The sequence below is a fragment of the Streptomyces sp. NPDC006510 genome, from assembly GCF_040611955.1.
Taxonomy (GTDB): Bacteria; Actinomycetota; Actinomycetes; order Streptomycetales; family Streptomycetaceae; genus Streptomyces.
The window spans coordinates 26,200-45,055 of the sequence record NZ_JBEXPH010000056.1; the positions used below are offsets into that span (position 1 = coordinate 26,200).

At 72.7% G+C, this 18,856-nt stretch carries 12 protein-coding genes and 2 pseudogenes; 6 read left to right on the forward strand and 8 right to left on the reverse strand.

Features of this window, described 5'->3' with window-relative positions; all coding sequences use genetic code 11:
- Positions 1 to 146 precede the first annotated feature (146 nt).
- Positions 147 to 3,422 (reverse strand): tetratricopeptide repeat protein, encoded by a 3,276-nt coding sequence (locus ABZY11_RS18915; protein WP_356480208.1) that lies wholly within the window; start codon positions 3,420 to 3,422, stop codon positions 147 to 149.
- 160 nt (positions 3,423 to 3,582) lie between these two features.
- On the opposite strand from ABZY11_RS18915, the gene ABZY11_RS18920 reads away from it, so the two are divergent.
- Together ABZY11_RS18920 and ABZY11_RS18925 are read left to right on the forward strand one after the other, a co-directional pair.
- Positions 3,583 to 3,966: a VOC family protein gene (locus ABZY11_RS18920; protein WP_356480209.1), complete on the forward strand. Its 384-nt coding sequence runs from the start codon at positions 3,583 to 3,585 to the stop codon at positions 3,964 to 3,966.
- A 118-nt stretch (positions 3,967 to 4,084) separates the two neighbouring features.
- On the forward strand, positions 4,085 to 4,675 hold the full coding sequence (locus ABZY11_RS18925; protein WP_356480210.1) for a helix-turn-helix domain-containing protein: 591 nt from the start codon (positions 4,085 to 4,087) through the stop codon (positions 4,673 to 4,675).
- A gap of 13 nt (positions 4,676 to 4,688) precedes the next feature.
- Here ABZY11_RS18925 and ABZY11_RS18930 read toward each other — a convergent pair.
- Positions 4,689 to 4,982: pseudogene (locus ABZY11_RS18930) on the reverse strand (SMP-30/gluconolactonase/LRE family protein); the annotation flags it as partial.
- Between the two features lies 1 nt (position 4,983).
- On the opposite strand from ABZY11_RS18930, the pseudogene ABZY11_RS18935 reads away from it, so the two are divergent.
- Both ABZY11_RS18935 and ABZY11_RS18940 read left to right on the forward strand, forming a co-directional pair.
- Positions 4,984 to 6,401: pseudogene (locus ABZY11_RS18935) on the forward strand (NAD(P)/FAD-dependent oxidoreductase); the annotation flags it as partial.
- 80 nt (positions 6,402 to 6,481) lie between these two features.
- The gene (locus ABZY11_RS18940; protein WP_356480211.1) at positions 6,482 to 8,500 is read left to right on the forward strand and encodes a thioredoxin domain-containing protein; all 2,019 of its coding nucleotides are present in this window, start codon (positions 6,482 to 6,484) and stop codon (positions 8,498 to 8,500) included.
- 36 nt (positions 8,501 to 8,536) lie between these two features.
- Here the strand turns inward: ABZY11_RS18940 and ABZY11_RS18945 are convergent, their stop codons facing one another.
- Both ABZY11_RS18945 and ABZY11_RS18950 read right to left on the reverse strand, forming a co-directional pair.
- Positions 8,537 to 9,169, reverse strand: a complete 633-nt coding sequence (locus ABZY11_RS18945) for a TetR family transcriptional regulator (RefSeq protein WP_356480212.1) — start codon at positions 9,167 to 9,169, stop codon at positions 8,537 to 8,539.
- Positions 9,170 to 9,220: 51 nt separating this feature from the next.
- A complete protein-coding gene (locus tag ABZY11_RS18950; protein WP_356480213.1) occupies positions 9,221 to 9,919 on the reverse strand; it encodes a hemolysin III family protein in 699 nt (232 codons plus the stop codon).
- A 212-nt stretch (positions 9,920 to 10,131) separates the two neighbouring features.
- Between ABZY11_RS18950 and ABZY11_RS18955 the strand changes: the two genes are divergently transcribed.
- On the forward strand, positions 10,132 to 11,979 hold the full coding sequence (locus tag ABZY11_RS18955; protein ID WP_356480214.1) for a phosphoenolpyruvate carboxykinase (GTP): 1,848 nt from the start codon (positions 10,132 to 10,134) through the stop codon (positions 11,977 to 11,979).
- 263 nt (positions 11,980 to 12,242) lie between these two features.
- Positions 12,243 to 13,982, forward strand: a complete 1,740-nt coding sequence (locus ABZY11_RS18960; RefSeq protein ID WP_356480215.1) for an Ig-like domain repeat protein — start codon at positions 12,243 to 12,245, stop codon at positions 13,980 to 13,982.
- 53 nt (positions 13,983 to 14,035) lie between these two features.
- On the opposite strand, the gene ABZY11_RS18965 is transcribed toward ABZY11_RS18960, so the two are convergent.
- Genes ABZY11_RS18965 through ABZY11_RS18980 form a run of 4 tightly spaced genes read right to left on the reverse strand, consistent with a single transcriptional unit; the run spans position 14,036 to position 18,645 of the window.
- Positions 14,036 to 14,680 (reverse strand): hypothetical protein, encoded by a 645-nt coding sequence (locus ABZY11_RS18965; RefSeq protein ID WP_356480216.1) that lies wholly within the window; start codon positions 14,678 to 14,680, stop codon positions 14,036 to 14,038.
- On the reverse strand, positions 14,667 to 16,298 hold the full coding sequence (locus ABZY11_RS18970; RefSeq protein ID WP_356480217.1) for a substrate-binding domain-containing protein: 1,632 nt from the start codon (positions 16,296 to 16,298) through the stop codon (positions 14,667 to 14,669). The genes ABZY11_RS18965 and ABZY11_RS18970 overlap by 14 nt, the downstream gene beginning before the upstream one ends.
- Positions 16,295 to 17,512, reverse strand: a complete 1,218-nt coding sequence (locus ABZY11_RS18975; protein ID WP_356480218.1) for a toxic anion resistance protein — start codon at positions 17,510 to 17,512, stop codon at positions 16,295 to 16,297. Before ABZY11_RS18975 ends, ABZY11_RS18970 begins: the two co-directional genes overlap by 4 nt.
- A 29-nt stretch (positions 17,513 to 17,541) precedes the next feature.
- Complete coding sequence (locus ABZY11_RS18980) at positions 17,542 to 18,645, reverse strand: hypothetical protein (protein WP_356480219.1); 1,104 nt, start codon at positions 18,643 to 18,645, stop codon at positions 17,542 to 17,544.
- Positions 18,646 to 18,856 lie beyond the last annotated feature (211 nt).

An 18,856-nucleotide genomic window follows, 5' to 3' on the forward strand; every position in this document is an offset into this window, starting at 1 on the left:
CCCGCGCGTGGGGGTGGGGGTGCCGCGCCGCCCCCCCGGCGGGGGCGTCCACCTCGAGGGGTTTGGGGGGGGCGCCCGGGGGGGTGCCGCCCCCCCCCGCGGCAGCGGTCCGGCCGGTTCGTCACCGGCCGGACCCAGGGATGTCCTCAGTCACCGGACCGGCCGTGCGCGGCCGGGACCGGTACGCCCATGACCTCCCGGGCATGACGCGTCGGCGTCATGCCCAGGCGCCATGCCTGCCACCCGTCCTCCAGGTCCACGCCGCGGTTCAGCACCACCGTGAACGCCTCCGCGCAGTCCTCCAGCTTGCCGTCGCGCGCCGGGTGCCCGGCCCGGAGCAGCTCGGCCAGTTCCTGCTGGGCCACCACCGTGCCCACCTCGCTGCCGCCCGGTGAGGCGTAGGGCAGCAGCGTGCAGCGCAGGAAGCGGGCCCAGTCCGCGCCCCGCGCGTCGCCGTAGGAGTCGAACAGCTCCACCGCCTCGCCGCACAGCTCCAGCGCCTGCGGGGCACGGTTGTTGCCCGCGTCGATCAGCGCCAGCTCCAGACACGTCCACGCCTCGCCGTGGGCGACCCCGATGCGCCGGAAGTCGGCACGGGCGTCCATCAGGAGCTGGCGGGCGAAGCCGGAGTTGCGCAGGTTCCCGGTCCGGGCCGCCCGCTGGTCACGGGTGACCCGGCCCGAGTGGTGGCGGGCGCAGGCCAGCCCGTACACGTCCCGCATCCGGGAGAACATCGTGCGGGCCCGCTCCAGCTGCCGGACCGCCCGGTCGGTGTCGCCGCTCTCCTCCAGGGCCTGGCCCAGGTAGAACAGCGTCCACGCCTCGCCGCGCGCGTCCTCGTTGTCGCGGTGGCGGGCCAGCGCCCGGTTCAGCTGCTCCACGGCCGGGTCCGGGTCGCCGTCCAGCAGCCGGGCGCGGGCCAGCTGGGTCAGCGCCCACGCCTCGCCCCGCTCGTCACGGGTCCGGCCGTACAGGTCCAGGGCCTGACGCAGCGCGTCCTCGGCCCGCGCCACCTCGCCCATCCGCAGCAGGGTCTGGCCGAGCTGGAACCGGGTCCACGCCTCGCCGTGCAGCGACTCGCCCTCCCGGTGCAGGGCCAGCGCGGTGTCCAGCAGGGTCAGTGCCTCCGCGAGCCGGGCCCGGTCGCGTTCGACGGCGGCCAGGGCGTGCATCGACCAGGCCCGGTCCTCGGCCTGCTCGTCGGAGGACTGCAGCTCGATCGCCTCGCGCAGCCGCGCCGACGCCTCGGTCAGATTGCCCTGGTGGTGCAGGGTGATGCCGAGCGAGCAGAGCGCCAGCGCCGTACCCGCCCCGTTCTGCGCCTCGCGGTAGAGGCCGACGACCGACGACAGGGTGGTACGGGCCTTGTCCAGCTCGCCGAGCTGACGGGCCGCGATGCCGGTACGCCACTGCACGGACCGCTCCAGCAGCCCCTTGTCCACCGCCTGGGTCAGCTCGCTGATCTCGCCCAGCCGGTAGAGGTCGCCGCGCAGCAGGCAGTAGTCGCACAGCGCGCCCAGCAGGTCCAGCACGGCGCCCTGGTCGACGCCCTCGGCGTGCCGCAGCGCGGAGGTGATGAAGCTCGACTCGTCGTCCAGCCAGCGCAGCGCCGCGTCCAGCGAACCGAAGCCGTGCGAGCCGAACTGCCCGGCCCGGGTGGACATCTTGCCGTCCACCATCCGGATCACCGCACCGGCCAGGTCCGCGTAGTTCCGGATCAGCCGCTCCTGCGCGGCGGTACGGTCCGCCGCCTCCTCCTCGTCCCGCAGCCGGGCCAGGGCGAAGCCCCGTACGAGATCGTGCAGCCGGTAGCGCGAGCCCCGTACATGGGTCAGCAGCCCGGCCCCCGCCAGGTCCTTCAGCAGCCGCTCGGCCTCCTGCTCGTCGGCGGAGAGCAACGCCGCCGCCGCGGCGGCGCCCAGGCTCGCCCGCCCGGCCAGCGCGAGCCGGCGCAGCAGCCGCCGCGCCTGCTCGGACTGGTCGGTGTAGCGCAGCCACAGCGCCCGCTCGACCGGTGCGACCGGGCCGTACCCGGCGAGGTCGGCGGCGAGGGCGCCACGGGTGCGGGTGCCGAGCGAGGAACCCGCGATGCGCAGCGCGAGCGGCAGCCCGCCGCACAGTTCGGCGACGGTGTCCGTGGCCCGGGAGTCGTACGGCCCCTCCTCCTGCCCCCCGGCCGCCTCGCGCAGCAGCTCCTCCGCGCCGGCCGCGTCGAGCGCGCCGACCGGCAACTGATGGACCCGGGCCGGGATGTCGGCCGGCAGCTCCAGGGGCTCCCTGGCGGTGACCAGGACGAGGCTGTCGGAACGCTCGGGGACCAGGGTGCGCACCTGCGCAGCGTCGCCCGCGTCGTCGAGGACGATCGTCACCGGGGTGCCGGTCAGATGCTGGTGGTACAGCTCGCCCAACCGCCGCACCTGCTGCTCGGCGGAGGCCCTTCCCCGGGCCGTCGCGTCCGCTCCGCCGGCCCCGTCCCGGAACAGCAGCTGCTCACGGGGCGCGCCCAGCCGGTTCAGCAGGTGCAGCAGTGCGTCACGGGTCGGCAGCGGCGCCTCACCGGCCACATCGCCGCGCAGGTCGACCACGCAGGCGCCGCGGAACAGGTCCTTCAGGCTGTGCGCGGCCCGCACCGCGAGCGTGGTGCGTCCGGAGCCGGGCGTGCCGTGCAGGACGACGACGGTGGGTTTGGTCTCCGTCGACGCACGGGCCTCGCGCACCCACCGGGCGATCTGCGCCAGCTCGCTCCGCCGCCCCGCGAACGGCCCTTCACAGGCGGGCAGATGGCCGAACGACTGCTCCAGGAGCGAGCGCGTACGGGCTGCCGCGCTGCGGTCCGTGCCGCGCAGCGACGGGGCGGTCCGCGACTGCGACGGGACCTTCTTCGCCGGGGTGCGGGACGAGGCGGTGAGCATCCGCTGCTGGTCGATGAAGGGGCGGATGCCCCGCACCTCCAGCGCCGCCAGCCACTGGAGCCGCAGCTGTTCGGCACCGCCGGGCTGCCCGAGCGCTCCGGCCCGCCGGTGGGCGGCGGGCCAGTGCGAGGCGGTGACCTTGGCGACGGTGGCGGTGGCCCCCGCGACCGCGACGACGGCGCCCGCGCCGAGGGCCGGTCCCGTCGCCGTACCGAACGCGACATCCGCGCCGAAGGCGGCGACCGCGGCAACTCCCGTGACCAGCAGGGGAGTTCCCAGCGCGCCCCGGCTGAACCGCTGCGACAGCGGCTGCGCCCCGGCCTCCGCGGCGTCCAGCGCCTGGAGATACGCGGCGTACTCGTCGTCCGCGGCGGCCGCCAGCGAATCCAGCGCGGCCCGCCCGCGCGCCGTCAGCGTACCGGCGTCCGCCCGGCCGCCCGAGCGCCGCACCTCTTCCTCCACGGCGCGCACCAACAGCCGTTCGGCTTCGGCCCGATGGCTGTCCCGCATGTGTGTCCTCCTCCGGATACGGCGATCGGCCCTGCCTCGGCCGGCATCGCCGCCCAGTCTCCTGCTTGCGGCGCGTCGGCGCGAGGGAGTGATGCCCGGTACTGCTCGGCGTCGGCCGACCCGGTGGCGTCCGGAACGGAAGTGAGGAAGGCTCGCGCTCATGGTTTCGGTAGTGCAGAACGTGGCGATCGACTGTGCGGATGCCTACGGGCTGGCCCGGTTCTGGAGCGGGGTGACCGGCCGCCCGCTGCATCCGGAGGACGGACCGGGGGACCGGGAGACTCAGGTGATGCTGGAGCAGGGCCCCGTGCTGTACTTCAACCAGGTGCCCGAGCCCAAGAAGATCAAGAACCGGATTCATCTGTGTCTGCGCCCCGAGACCTCACGCGAGCAGGAGGTGGAACGGCTGCTGAGCCTCGGCGCCACCCTCGTCACCGATCACCGGAATCCCGACGGCTCCGGCTGGGCCGTCCTTGCCGACCCCGAGGGCAACGAGTTCTGCGTTCTCCGCAGCGAGTCCGACCGGGCCGCGGCGAGTCCCTGACGCGCACCCGCCGTCCCGTCCGGCGGCCGTCGCCCTGATCGTGGCCCGGACCGGCGGGGGTCCCGCCTCCGCCGCGCGGAAGGGGAAGCCGCATCTGCCCGGCCGGTACGCTTCCGGGGTGACGGAGCACACCGGGCAGGACGGGCGGCGGCCCGCGAACGACGGGCCGAAGGCGGCCGCCCGTAACCGGGCCGCTCTGGTCACCGCCGCCCGGGAGATCTTCGCAGAGCACGGTCTGGAGGCGCCGCTGTCCGCGATCGCGCGCAGGGCCGGGGTCGGGCAGGGCGTTCTCTACCGGCACTTCCCGGACCGGACCGCCGCGGTGGCCGCTGTTCTGGAAGGGAACGTGCGGCAGATCGAGCGGGCGGCCGAGGCCGAGGACGCGACCTTCGCCGGCGTTCTCGGTGTGCTGACCTGGCATCTGACCGAGTCGGCGGCTTTCATCGGCCTCTTGCACGCCGACCGGGCGGCCAGTCGCTCCGACATCCGCGCACATGCCCTGGGCCTGTCCGAACGCGTGGCGTGCGCCCTGCGGACACGGCTGCCCGGCGGGCATCGACTGAGTGCGGCGAACGACCTCGTGCTCGCGGTCGCCATGGTCTCCGCCGCTGTCACCGGCCCCACCCGCGAGGAGCGGGAACACCGGGCACTGGCCGCCTGGCGGCTGCTCGGCGTCGAGGTGGGGCCGGTGCGGGCCTTCGGCGGTTGAGCCGAGGCCGGCGTCAGCCGCCGTTGGACTGGCGGATGCCTTGCGCGAGCGCGTCGAAGGCGTACAGATATCCCCCGGCGGGGCCACTGACGGTCATGTACGCCTTGGTCCCGCCGGGCGTGATGGCCACGTTCGTCGCCGACTCCAGACCTTCGGTCCGTGCGGGAAGCTCGACCGTCGCCAGCCGCTCACCGTGCCGGTCGTACACGGCCATTGCCGCCCGGCCGTGCAGCCCCTGGTAGAGGTTGCCGTCCGCGTCCACGGCGATCGAGTCGGTCTGCGCGATTCCGCCGTCCACGCGGATGGCCCGCCGCCACGCGGTGCGGATCGCGCGGAAGTCCGGCCTCTACGCGGACGCGCTCTTCTCCACCGCGGTCACCGCTCTGACCTGGGACGAGGCTTGTGAGACGTGGATCGTGGCCACCGACCGCGGTGACACCTTCCGCGCCACGTACGTCGTCAGCGCCACCGGCACCCTCACCGACCCGAAGCTCCCGGGGATCCCCGGGATCGAGGACTTCAAGGGCCACACGTTCCACACCTCGCGGTGGGACTACGCCTACACCGGCGGCACCCCGGAGGGCGGCATGACCGGCCTCGCGGACAAGCGGGTGGGCGTCGTCGGCACCGGCGCCACCGGCATCCAGGTCATCCCGATGCTGGCCGGGGACGCCGCGCACCTCTACGTCTTCCAGCGCACCCCCTCCACCGTGGACGTACGGGCCAACTGCCGCACCACCGCCCAGGACGTCGGCGCCGACCGCGAGGGCTGGGCCCGGGAACGACGCGCGAACTACCTCCGCATAGTCTCCGGTTAGCACGCCGACCAGGATCTCGTGGCGGACCAGTGGACCGCTTCGGCGGGCCTGCTGGAGAAACTCCTGCCGAGCTTTCGGCGCCAGGGGACCGACTGGCGTTCGAAGCCGCCTACGAGGCCGCCGACGCAGCCAAGATGGACGAGCTCCGCGCCCGCGTCGAACAGACCGTCACCGACCCGGAGACGGCACAGAAGCTCAAGCCCTGGTACCGCTACGCCTGCAAACGCCCCACCTCCTCCGACCTGTACTACCCGGCGTTCAACCGCGACAACGTCACCCTGGTCGACACCGCCGACACCCACGGCATCGAGCGCATCACCGAACACGGCGTCACGGTCGGCACCACCACGTACGGACTCGACTGCCTGATCTTCGCCACCGGATTCAACGTCGGGACCTCCGGAATCCACTCGGGCAAGCTCCCCGTCCACGGCCGGGGCGGCGTCCGGCTACTGGACAGGTGGGCGCAGCGGGGCCCGCGCACGCTCCACGGCTTCACCAGCAACGGCTTCCCGAACCTGATCCAGATGGGCTCCCTCCAGAACGCCAGCAGCGTCAACTTCACCCACATCCTGGACGAGCAGGCGATCCACGCCGCCGCTCTCATCGCAGCCGCCGAAGCCGAGGGCGCCCTCATCGAACCGTCCCCCGAGACCGAGGACGCCTGGACGGCCGTCCTGGCCGAGGGCGCCCCCGACCACGAGTGGTTCCACGCCGAGTGCACCCCCGGCTACTACAACCGCGAGGGAAGAGGCCGGCCCAACGGTCCGACCGCCTACCCGCACGGAGCCGTCGCCTTCCATGAACTCCTGGAACAATGGCGCGACGAGTCCATGGGCGAAGTCCTCCGGGCCAGGACCGGGCGCCTTTGGCCCGCACGGTCGCCGTACCGGCCGCGCGAGCACTGAACCGGCACGCCTCTGCCCCGTTCGTGCGCTGTCCCCGTGGCGCCTGGGCGGGGCTCAGGCGGGTGCGCAAGGATGGGGGCATGTCCAACCGACTCGCGCAGGCCACCTCCCCGTACCTCCTCCAGCACGCGGACAACCCCGTTGACTGGTGGCCCTGGGAGACCGACGCGTTCGAAGAAGCCCGGCGGCGCGACGTCCCGGTGTTCCTGAGCGTCGGCTACAGCGCCTGCCACTGGTGCCACGTCATGGCGCACGAGTCCTTCGAGGACGACGAGGCCGCCGCGTACATGAACGAGCACTTCGTCTCCGTGAAGGTCGACCGCGAGGAGCGTCCCGACGTCGACGCCGTCTACATGGAGGCCGTGCAGGCCGCCACTGGGCAGGGCGGCTGGCCCATGTCCGTCTTCATGACGCCGGACGGGCAGCCGTTCTACTTCGGTACGTACTTCCCGCCCGAGCCCCGGCACGGCATGCCCTCCTTCCGCCAGGTCCTCGAAGGCGTCTCGGCCGCCTGGACCGAGCGCCGCGACGAGGTCGCCCAGATCGCCGGACGCATCGTCCACGACCTCGCCCAGCGCTCCCTCGCCCACGGCGGCGAGGGGCTGCCGGGCGAGGCGGAACTGGCACAGGCGCTGCTCGGGCTCACCCGCGACTACGACGAGAAGCACGGCGGGTTCGGCGGGGCGCCCAAGTTCCCGCCGTCCATGACCATCGAGTTCCTGCTGCGGCACCACGCCCGTACCGGGGCGGAGGGCGCCCTCCAGATGGCCGCCGACACCTGCGCGGCGATGGCCCGGGGCGGGATGTACGACCAGCTCGGCGGGGGCTTCGCCCGGTACTCGGTGGACCGGGAGTGGACCGTACCCCACTTCGAGAAGATGCTCTACGACAACGCGCTGCTCTGCCGGGTGTACGCGCACCTGTGGCGGGCCACCGGTTCGGAGTCGGCCCGCCGGGTCGCCCTGGAGACCGCGGACTTCATGGTGCGCGAACTGCGCACCGCCGAGGGCGGTTTCGCCTCCGCGCTCGACGCCGACAGCGAGGACGGCGACGGGCGGCATGTCGAGGGCGCGTACTACGTGTGGACGCCCGGACAGCTGCGGGAGGTCCTCGGCGAGGAGGACGCCGCCTTCGCCGCGGAGTACTTCGGGGTGACGGAGGAGGGCACGTTCGAGGAGGGCGCCTCGGTCCTCCGGCTCGCGCGGGAGGACGCCGGGGCGGACCCGGACCGGGTCGCCCGGGTGCGGGCCGCACTGCTCGCCGCCCGTGAGCAGCGCCCGCGGCCGGGCCGGGACGACAAGGTGGTCGCGGCCTGGAACGGTCTGGCGATCGCCGCGCTCGCCGAGACGGGGGCGTACTTCGACCGGCCCGACCTGGTCGAGCGTGCCACCGAGGCCGCCGATCTGCTGGTCCGGGTCCACCTGGGCGATGTCGCCCGGCTGGACCGGACATCGAAGGACGGGCGGGCCGGCGGGCACGCCGGGGTCCTGGAGGACTACGGCGACGTCGCCGAGGGCTTCCTCGCCCTGGCCTCGGTCACCGGCGAGGGGGTCTGGCTGGAGTTCGCCGGCTTCCTGCTCGACATCGTGCTCCAGCACTTCACCGGCGAGGGCGGGCAGCTGTACGACGCGGCGGACGACGCCGAACGGCTCATCCGCCGCCCGCAGGACCCCACCGACAACGCGACCCCGGCGGGCTGGACGGCGGCGGCCGGGGCGCTGCTCTCGTACGCCGCGCACACCGGCTCCGAGGCCCATCGCACCGCCGCGGAGGGCGCGCTGGGTGTCGTGAAGGCGCTCGGGCCGCGGGCTCCCCGGTTCACCGGCTGGGGGCTGGCCGTCGCGGAGGCCCTGCTCGACGGGCCGCGCGAGGTCGCCGTCGTCGGACCGGTCGGCGGCGAGCTGCACCGTACGGCGCTGCTGGGCGCGGCGCCGGGCGCGGTGGTGGCGGCGGGGGAGACGGCCGGGGCCGAGTTCCCGCTGCTGGCGGACCGGCCGACGGTGGGCGGAACGCCGACGGCGTATGTGTGCAGGCACTTCGTGTGCGAGGCGCCCACGACGGACGCGGGGGAGCTGGCGCGGAGCCTCGGGGGCCGGTGAAGGTCCGCCGGGCGACCGGGGGCGCCGCGCTCCCGGTCACAGCGTCAGGCCGCCCTCCAGCGTGTCCAGCGCCTGGCCCGTCATCGCGATGAGGTCGCCCTCCTGGCCGTGCTCGCCCCAGTACAGCGTCACCTCGCGCAGTGTGCCCAGCACCGCCGCGACGAACACCCGGACCGCCAGGTCGCCGGGGGCCCGGCCGCTGCGGGCGGCGAGTGCGTCGGCCAGTACCTCGGCGGTGCCCGACATGCTCTCGGCCATCCGGACCCGGATCGCGGGGACCTCCACCATCAGCCGGGTGCGCTGCCGGAGCTCCTGTTCCCCGGTCGCCAGGAACGCCGCGAGCGTCTCGGTCAGGACCTGCCGGAGCGACTCCAGCGGCGGCTCACCGGCCGGGCGGCCGCGCAGGGCGGCCGCCAGGACCGCGTCGTACTCGTCGGTGAGGACGATGTCCTCCTTGGCCGGGAAGTACCGGAAGACGGTGCTGGGCGACACCTCGGCGGCCTCCGCGATCTGCTCGACCGTCGTCGCGTCGTACCCCTGCTCGGCGATCAGCCGGTGGGCGGCCCGGCGGATCGCGATCCGGGTCCTGAGCTTCTTCCGCTCGCGCAGTCCCAGCTGCGGCGGTGTTCCCGGAGCGGAAACGGAAGGGGTACGGGAGGTGGCGGCCATGGTGGTCATTGTCGGGCATCGGCGGGCCGCCGGCACCGGTCGGGAAGGGGCTCAGTGGTGGTTGTAGGCCACCAGCGAGATGCCGACGTAGTGCACCACGAAGGCCGCCAGGGTCAGCGAGTGGAACACCTCGTGGAAGCCGAACCACCGGGGGGAGGGATTGGGGCGCTTGATACCGTAGATGACACCGCCGGCGCTGTAGAGCAGGCCGCCGACGACGACCAGCACCAGCACGGCGATCCCGCCGGTCCGCAGGAAGTCCGGCAGGAAGAAGACCGCGGCCCAGCCCATCGCTATGTAGCAGGGCGTGTAGAGCCAGCGCGGGGCGCCGACCCAGAACACCCGGAAGGCGATCCCCGCAGCGGCGGCCGCCCAGACCGCCCACAGGAGCGGTGTCCCGGTGGACTCGGGGAGCAGCAGCAGGGCCAGCGGGGTGTAGGTGCCCGCGATGATCAGGAAGATGTTGGCGTGGTCGAGCCGGCGGAGCACCGCCTCGCCGCGCGGACCCCAGGTGCCCCGGTGGTAGAGCGCGCTCACACCGAACAGCAGGCAAGCGGTCAGGGTGTAGATGCCGCAGGCGATCCGGCCGAGCGCGCTGTCCGTGAACGCGATCAGCACCACCCCCGCGACGATCACGGCCGGAAACATCCCGGCATGCAGCCAGCCGCGCATCCGTGGCTTCACCGGGACGGGGTCGGACTCGGCTGGTTCCAGCCCGGCGGACCCGGGCGCGGCGGCGGCAGCAGTCATTCCCGCATCGTACCTACGCGACCGTAGGTAACCGATACGAGTGGCAATGCTCACGTGTGCGGCCCCCTGGACATATGGGCGAAACGGTCGGATGATCAAATGAGTGCGGTCGGCACCGGATGAGCGCCAACGGGATTCGAAGGGGTAGAAGCATCCGGGTCGCAGCCCCCACGGGGCAACTACCAAACAGATTCCCTCAACAAGGAGCGATCGTGGCGCGCGACATCGCGGCTCCCCTCACTGTCCCCACCGATCACCAGGAGCTCGTTTCCTGGGTGAACGAGATCGCAGCGATTACCGAGCCGGACCGGGTGGTCTGGTGCGACGGCTCCGAGGCCGAGTACGAGCGCCTGTGCGGGGAGCTCGTGGCCAAGGGCACGTTCACGAAGCTGGACGAGACCAAGCGCCCGAATTCGTACTACGCCGCGTCCGACCCGAGTGACGTCGCCCGCGTCGAGGACCGCACGTTCATCTGCTCCGAGAAGGAGGAGGACGCGGGTCCGACGAACCACTGGAAGGCCCCCGCCGAGATGCGGGCCATCTTTACCGGTGAAAAGGGAAACAGCTTCACCGGCGAGAAGGGTGTCTTCCGCGGCTCGATGCGCGGTCGCACGATGTACGTCGTGCCGTTCTGCATGGGCCCCGTCGGCTCCCCGCTCTCCGCGATCGGCGTCGAGATCACCGACTCCGCGTACGTCGCCGTCTCGATGCGCACCATGACGCGCATGGGGCAGGCCGTGCTGGACGAGCTCGGCACCGACGGCTTCTTCGTCAAGGCCGTCCACACGCTGGGCGCGCCCCTGGAGGAGGGCCAGGAGGACGTTCCGTGGCCGTGCAACTCCACCAAGTACATCTCGCACTTCCCCGAGGACCGCGAGATCTGGTCCTACGGCTCCGGCTACGGCGGCAACGCCCTGCTCGGCAAGAAGTGCTACGCGCTGCGCATCGCCTCCGTCATGGCGCGTGACGAGGGCTGGCTCGCCGAGCACATGCTGATCCTCAAGCTCACCCCGCCGCAGGGCGGGGCGAAGTATGTCGCCGCCGCGTTCCCGTCCGCCTGCGGCAAGACCAACCTCGCCATGCTGGAGCCGACGATCCCCGGCTGGACCGTGGAGACCATCGGCGACGACATCGCCTGGATGCGCTTCGGCGAGGACGGTCAGCTGTACGCGATCAACCCGGAGGCGGGCTTCTTCGGTGTCGCGCCGGGCACCGGCGAGCACACCAACGCCAACGCCATGAAGACGATGTGGGGCAACTCCGTCTTCACCAACGTCGCGCTCACCGACGACGGCGACGTGTGGTGGGAGGGCATGACGGAGACCGCTCCGGCCCACCTCACCGACTGGAAGGGCAACGACTGGACGCCCGCGTCCGACACCCCGGCCGCCCACCCCAACGCCCGCTTCACCGTCCCGGCCGGCCAGTGCCCGATCATCGCGCCGGAGTGGGAGGACCCCAAGGGCGTGCCGATCTCGGCCATCCTCTTCGGCGGCCGCCGCGCCTCGGCCGTCCCGCTGGTCACCGAGTCCTTCACCTGGCAGCACGGTGTCTTCCTCGGGGCCAACGTGGCCTCCGAGAAGACCGCCGCCGCCGAGGGCAAGGTCGGCGAGCTGCGCCGCGACCCGTTCGCCATGCTGCCGTTCTGCGGCTACAACATGGGCGACTACATGAACCACTGGATCAAGGTCGGTGCCGACAAGGACCAGGCCAAGCTCCCGAAGATCTACTACGTGAACTGGTTCCGCAAGAACGACGCGGGCAAGTTCGTGTGGCCCGGCTTCGGCGAGAACAGCCGCGTCCTGAAGTGGATCGTCGAGCGTCTCGACGGCAAGGCCGAGGGTGTCGAGACGCCGATCGGCATCCTGCCGGCCAAGGGCTCCCTCGACACCGAGGGCCTGGACCTCTCCGAGGCCGACCTGGACTTCCTGCTCGATGTCGACAAGGAGGTCTGGCGCGAGGAGGCGGCGCTGGTCCCCGAGCACCTCAACACCTTCGGCGACCACACGCCGAAGGAGCTGTGGGACGAGTACCGCGCACTGGTCGAGCGCCTGGGCTGACGCCCCCGCACACCCCGCGGCCGGGCCCCGGACATCCGCCCTGACCTGTGGGGTCAACAGCCCGCCGCGGTACGGCCCCCGGAATCCCCTCACGATTCCGGGGGCCGCCCCCTTTCCGCCCCTTCTGTCCTCCCTTCCCTTTTCATGGAGAACGACCGGGCATCGCCCTGTCCTTGCGCACGGCACCTCCACAAGATTCGATGTTCCTTCACACGTCTCCGGCTCGGTCGGCCGGAGACCAACCGAGCCTGTGGGGGACTCAGTTGAGAAGGAATCAGCACCACGGACGCATCGCGGCGACGCTCGCCGCGCTGACACTCGGCGCCGCGGGGCTCACCGCCCTCGCGCCACCCGTCGCCCTCGCGGCCGACGGCCCGGTGCCCGGTGACACCGTCGCCAAGCTGCCGATCTCGTCGTACTCGGCCATGGTCGTCGACTCGGTGCACGAGTGGGTCTACATCACGGATGACCGCCGGGACCGGACCGCGAACCAGGTCCATGTCTACAACTTCCAGGGCCAGAAGGTCGGTTCGCTGCCCACCGGCACCGCGCCGTCCGGGATGGCCCTGAGCGCGGACAGCGGCACGCTCTACGTCTCGCAGTCCTCGGGCATCCTCGCGTTCGACACCGTGACGCGGGAGCGCACCGGTTACACGTTCGCCGCGGCGGACGTGGGCTGCCCGCGCGATGTCGTCTTCGCGGGCGGCAAGGAGTGGCACACCGAGACGCCGTACTACTCCGGCTGCGACGTGAACCACACCTGGCTGTACGGCGCGAACGGGAGCCAGTCCACGAGCACCGGATGGAACGGCGCGGGCCGGCTGCGGCTGGCCGGCAGCCCCGAGAGCCCCGACCGCATCCTCATGGCGCAGACCCGCAGCGCCGGCGAGGCCGACCCGTTCCTCACCACGCTGGACGCGAGCGGCGACACGCTGGTGCGCGGCCCGGCGCGCCGGTTCGCGGACGGCGAGGGCCGGGGCGCGCTCGACGTGCGGGACCTGGCGCAGTCCGCCGACGGCCGGCGGATCGCCGTCGCCGACGCCGCGTACGGCACCCGGCTGCTGGACGCCGCCGATCTGTCCGACGCGCCGGCCGGGTACCAGCCGCTGCCCGAGGGGGCCGAGGCGTCCGCCGTCGCCTTCAGCGGGGACGGCACCTACATAGCGCGGGGCGCCGCCGCGACCGGGAGCACGGCCGACCTGTTCGTGCAGCCGGCGGACCCGGCGGCCGGTACGGTTCCGCTGGAGTTCGCCTTCGAGGGCGCGCTCGACGGGGACCGGATCGCGCCGCGCGGGCTCGGCTGGTCGAAGGACGGCTCGCGCCTGTTCGCGGTCACCACCAACACCAACGCCAACGAGTACTGGCTGCATGTCATCCAGCCCCCGGCCGCCCAGTACGACTCCCGCTTCACCGGCTCGCTCTCCACCACCCCGGGACAGCCCGTCGTCGGTGAACCGGTCGGGATCAGGGGCCGGCTGGAGCTGGACGGGCCCGCTCCCGCCGAGCCGGTCAGGGTGTCGGCGGTACGGCACGACGCGAACGGCGACCGCAAGCTCGCCCCCGTCGAGGTCGACGTCGACGGATCGTTCACCGTCCTCGACGTCCCGTCGGTGGTCGGCGACGCCACCTACACCGTCTCGTTCACCGGTGACATCACCCACCGCCCGGCCGAGGACACCACGATCGCCGTCACGGTCGCCAAGGCCCCGACCACCATCGCCCTCACCGCCCCGGCGGAGGCGAAGAAGAGCGCCGGGCTGACCATCACCGGCACCCTCACCGGTCAGGGGCGGCCGCTCCCCGCCGGGATCACGCTCTCCGTGGTGCGCACCGACAGGAAGGGCACCGGCGAGCTGACCTCGGCCGCCGTCGCCGCCGACGGCACGTTCACCATCAACGACCTGCCCCGGTCCACCGGTGAGGTGACGTACGAGGTCGGCTACGCCGGTGACGCCCTGCACAGCGGGTCGACGGCGTCGGCGACGGTGCGGGTGCGCGTCTGACGAGCGCCGTGCCGCACTCCTGAAACCGCGGCCCGCGGGCCGGAACGGGCGCGCTACCCGTTCCGGCCCCGGTCCTCCAGATACCGCGTATGGGTCTGCTGCCGCCGCGCCTCCGCCTCCCGCAGCGCCGTCGCCAGCTCCTCGACCTCCCGGTGCAGCAGCGTCAGCTGCCGTTCCAGATGGCGCTCGGGCGGCTCCGTGCCCGGAACCATCCGCGTCCACGGGCGGATCCGTACGAACGCGTCGACCGACTCCAGGATGTCCCGGCGCACGGCGCGGGCCAGGACATGAACGCCCTCCGGGTCGGCGGCCAGCGCCTCGGCCACCGGCCCGGGGGCGAGCAGCCCGTCGAGCAGCCCGGTCAGTTCGGTGAGCCGGCCGGACGCGGCGGGCGGCAGCTCGACCTCGTCCAGATATCCGCACAGGGCCCGGTAGTCGGTCCGTACCGCTTCCAGCTGGGTCGACGGGTCGGGGAAGACCGGGACCGGTGGCCGCTCGGGAGGGGCGATCAGCGCCCCCGCGCCGTACAGCCCGACGACCACCACCGGCCAGTACGCCCCGGCGAGCCCGGTGAAGGTGAGGGCGAGGCCGGCGATCCCGCAGGCGCTCCCGGCGAGGTTCTTCCGCGATTCGAGATACGCCAGGACCTTGTTCGCGGGCCTGCTTCCCGGTCCGCCCGGCGCGCTACTGGTATCCACGGATCTCCTCGAAGGCGTCGTCCAGGGAGCCGGGCCCCTGCTCCTTCGTCGCGTCGAAGAGCCGGCCGCCGGTCAGTGCGGCGATCCGGTCCAGCTCCTGCCGGTCCGAGTCGCCGAAGACGACCGGGAAGACCGGAGTGACCCGCCGCGCGGCCGACAGCGCACGGTAGTAGGAGGCGAACCCGCCCGCCGTGTCGCCCGTCGTGTTCTGGCCGTCCGTCATCAGCACGATCGAGGTGAACGCGGACTCGGTGCCGTCGCCGATCTGCTCGTAGGCCGACTTCAGACTCGAATAGATCGCCGTCTCGCCACCGGCCGTCAGCGCGGAGGTGTCCGCCCTGATCGCCGCCAGGCCGCGCTGCGGATCGGCGGGGTCGACCGTGTGCCTACGGACCTGCTTCACCGACGAGCCGAACGGCAGCAGCGTGACCTCCTCCCGTTCCCGGAAGTCCCCGGTCAGCCCGGTCAGCGCCGCCTTCAGCGCCGTCAGCCGCTCCCCGTGCATCGAGCCGGAGGTGTCCAGCACATAGACGGTGCGCGAGGGCCGCCGGAGCTTGTTCTCGTAGCTGTGCAGCAGCCCGTCGGCGACGGACCGCGAGCCGGGGAACGGCAGCTCGCGCCGCGCGTCGGCGGCGAGCGGCGCCGCGGGCCGTACCGAGGGCACGACCGGGCGGCGGAAGGTGTCCCGGGTCAGCTTCCGCTGGACGTCCGGGGTCCGCAGATACGCCGTCAGCGCCCGGACCGAGTCCTTCGCATCCGGAGCGGCGGCGGCGAGCGCGCTGAGCGGGTAGTCGGCCGTCACCACCCCGTCGCGGGGGCGGATCACGGTCAGCCCGGTGTGGCTGTCGCGGTTCAGCGAGAGCAGTACCGACTCGTAGTTGATCAGCGCGTCGACGGTGCCGCGCCGGGCGTACGCGGTGGCCAGCCAGCCCGAGGAGCCGGAGGTCAGCCGCTGCCCCGCGAAGAACTCCTTCAGCTTTCCGCTCGCGCCGCGGACATCGGCGTCGGTCAGCGCGGACTGCGCGCCCGAGAGCCCGGAGGTGACCGAGACCAGCGCGGAGAAACCGGAGTTGGAACGCTCCGGGTCGGTCATTCCGTACGTCAGCCGGCCCTCGGCGACCGCCCGGTGCACCTGCGACCAGGTCACGTCCGAAGGCGTCCAGCCCAGTCGCCTCACGGCCGCCGGGCGGACCCCGAGGGCGACCGGCGACGCCATCAGCGGGGTCTCCGACGTGATGCGCCTCGCCGCGTCCGGGTGCAGCCGCAGATAGTCGTTCGACGACAACCACACCGCGTCGTACGCCCCGTCCGCCTTCCCGGAGCCCAGCAGTTGGACGGCGTCCAGCGTGCCGGTCCAGGTGGGCCGCACGGTGATCCCGGTGGCCTTCCGGGCCTGTTCCAACAGCGGCTTCATATCGGCGAGTTCACTGGAGGCCAGCACCCGCAGCGTGCCGGCCCGCGGTTTGCCGTCGTCCGTCCCCGGTTCGCCGGACGCCCCGTCGTCCGACCCGGAACAGGCGGCGAGCGGGGCGAGCACGGCGACGGCCAGCAGCGCGACGAGCGAACGGGTGACCCGGCGCCGCAGCCGTCTCAGCCGCCGCCGGGGGCGGCCCGTCATCCCAGCCCCCCGCCGTCGAGCGAACCGGCCGACCGGCTGCGCTCCAAGTGGGCACTGGCTTGCTGGAGTTCGGCGGTCAGCGACTCCACGGTCGCCGCCATCGACTCGGTGGCCTGCGCCTTGTACGTGTCGATGGTGTCGAGCGTCCGGTAGATCTGCTGGAACGCGGTACGCAGCGTCTCGACGCCCACCGCCGGATCGGCCGCGATGCGCTGGATCTCGCCGCTCTGGCCGACGAGCATCTCCGCGTTGCCGCGGATCAGATCCTCGGTCGTGGAGCGCAGCACCTGCACCTGTTCGGTCACCTTGCGCTGGTTCTCCAGCGCCGAGGCGAGCATCACGGCGATCCGCAGGGCGGAGACGGTGGTGGTAGCGGCCCGGTCGACGCCCCTGATCAGCTCGTCGTTGTTGCGCCGTACGACATCCATCGCGAGGTAACCCTGGGCGCAGACCGCGAGCTGGGTCAGCAGGTCCTGGTGCTTCTGCCGTACGGGGAAGAGCACATCGGCCCGCAGCGCGTCCGCCTGCGCCGGGTCGGTGGCCCCGGCCTGTGCGATGCGCTGCTCGACGGCGCCGTCCAGTGCCTCGGTGAGCACCACGTACTCCTGGAGCTTGCCCATGGTCTCCCAGAGCCGGGTGCGCTCGGTGTGCAGGGCGGCGTTGTCGCGGCGCAGTTCGTCCTGCCCGCCGCGCAGCGAGCCCACGATCCGGTTCAGGGTGGCCTGGGAGGAGGCGTACTTGGCGACGTGGTCGCGGAGCTTGTTGCCGCCGGGCAGCCTGGCCAGCAGCCGGCGGGCGCCGCGGCCCGGGGTGTCGCGCGGGTCGAGGTCCTCGACGGTGCGGCGCAGCTCGACCAGGGACGAGCCGACCCTGGTCTGCGCGTCGACGCCCCCGGACCCGGCCAGCGAGCGGACGGTGCGGTCCAGCATCCGGTTGGACTGCTGGGCGGCACTGCGGATGTCGCCCTGCCCGAGCGCGGCGATCTCGCCGATCCGGGTGGCGAATTCGGGCGACCGGGCGTCGAGCCCGGCGAGGCCGCCGACGTACTCGGTGGCGCGGCGGGTCATCTCCGTACGCACCGACTCGTCGACCGGTACGAGACCGGCGGCCTGCTCGGCACGGACCGGGGCCACCGGATCCGGCGGGGTGAGGACGAGCGGCGGGGCGGAGTCGCCCGGCGGGGTGAGGGTGAGCGGCTGCGGATCTTCGGTCATTGGTGTGGTCTCCCGGGAGGCGTGTGTCATCAGCCGCGGGTCCGCCGGGCCATCGCGCGCAGCACCGTCGCGGTGGGCACGGGCGCCTGGCGGACACCGGTCAGCTGCTGGTCGATGTAGTCGGTGTGGTCCGCGGTGGCGGCGGTGAACTCGGCCGCGGCGCCCTGGGGTCGGAACCCGTGCCGTACGGCGAGGTTCCGCAACTTCGGGTCCGTGGAGAGGAGTTCGCCCAGCCGCCGCCCGCTGTCGGTCAGCGGTACGAGGGTGTGGTCGCTGGAGACGGTGGTGTCGGGGTAGAGGAGGACCAGGTCTCCGGCCTCCTGCCGCTGCATCAGCAGCGAGGCGACCTGCGACTCGTACACCAGGACCAGCGGATTGCCGACCCCGCTGATGAAGTCCCGGAACGGGGCGTCGCTGCTGGTCTGCTGCGCGCCCTGTACCTGGATCAGTTTCTTCAGCAGCGGTGCGGTGCGGTCGATCGCGGCCTCGTCCGCGGCGACCCGGCCGCCGTCGGCGACGTACGAGGCGGCGGCGAGGTAGAGGGCGCCGGAGTTGGACGAGGCGGGGTCGGTGCTGGTGATGAACACCGTCCCGGTCAACTCGGCGTGATTTCCCGCCCCCTTGAGCTGCTGCCAGGTCCGGTCCGTCCGGGCGGCCCGGAGGTAGGGGCCCATGAGCAGTTTGCCGCTGGACTTTCCGCTCAGCGTCGCGAGCCCGTTGTCCGCCAGGACCTGGGCGGCGGCGCGGTGCGCGACGACGACCAGCGGCGAGTAGAAGGGCCTGAGCGGCCCACCCTTGACGGCGGACCGGCGCTGCAGCTCGTCGGCCGGGGCCTTCGAGCCTGGGAAGGCGAAGTCATAGCCCTTGAGGGGAAGTTGGTCCATGGCCCAGGACCCGGACGTCTCCGCCTTGACGGTGAGTCCCTTGGCGGCCAGGGCCTTCACCACTTCGGGGTCGGCGAAGAACTCGGCCTTCTCCGAACCGATCACTCCACGCACGGTCTTCGTTGCCGTGCTCTTGTCCTTGCTGTCGCGGCCTGCTGCGACGGCCACTGCCACTCCGCCGATCAGCAGCACCGCCAGGACGATTCCCACGATGCGTCTCACACGCGAAGCCTGCTCGCGGAAACCCACATTCCAGGCGGAGTTGGGTGGACGGAAGGTTAAGCGGTGATCCCAGTACGCAACGGGGACGGAACGGGGGCGGGAACGGCCGCCCGTGCGCTGCGGGGAGTGGGTGGCACCCGGTCCACGCGCTTCGACGGCACGTGGACCGGGGCCGTCAGTGGGCGCCGACCAGCCGCGCCGGAGCGGCGGCGGGGGCGGCGAAGTCCTCGGCGATGGC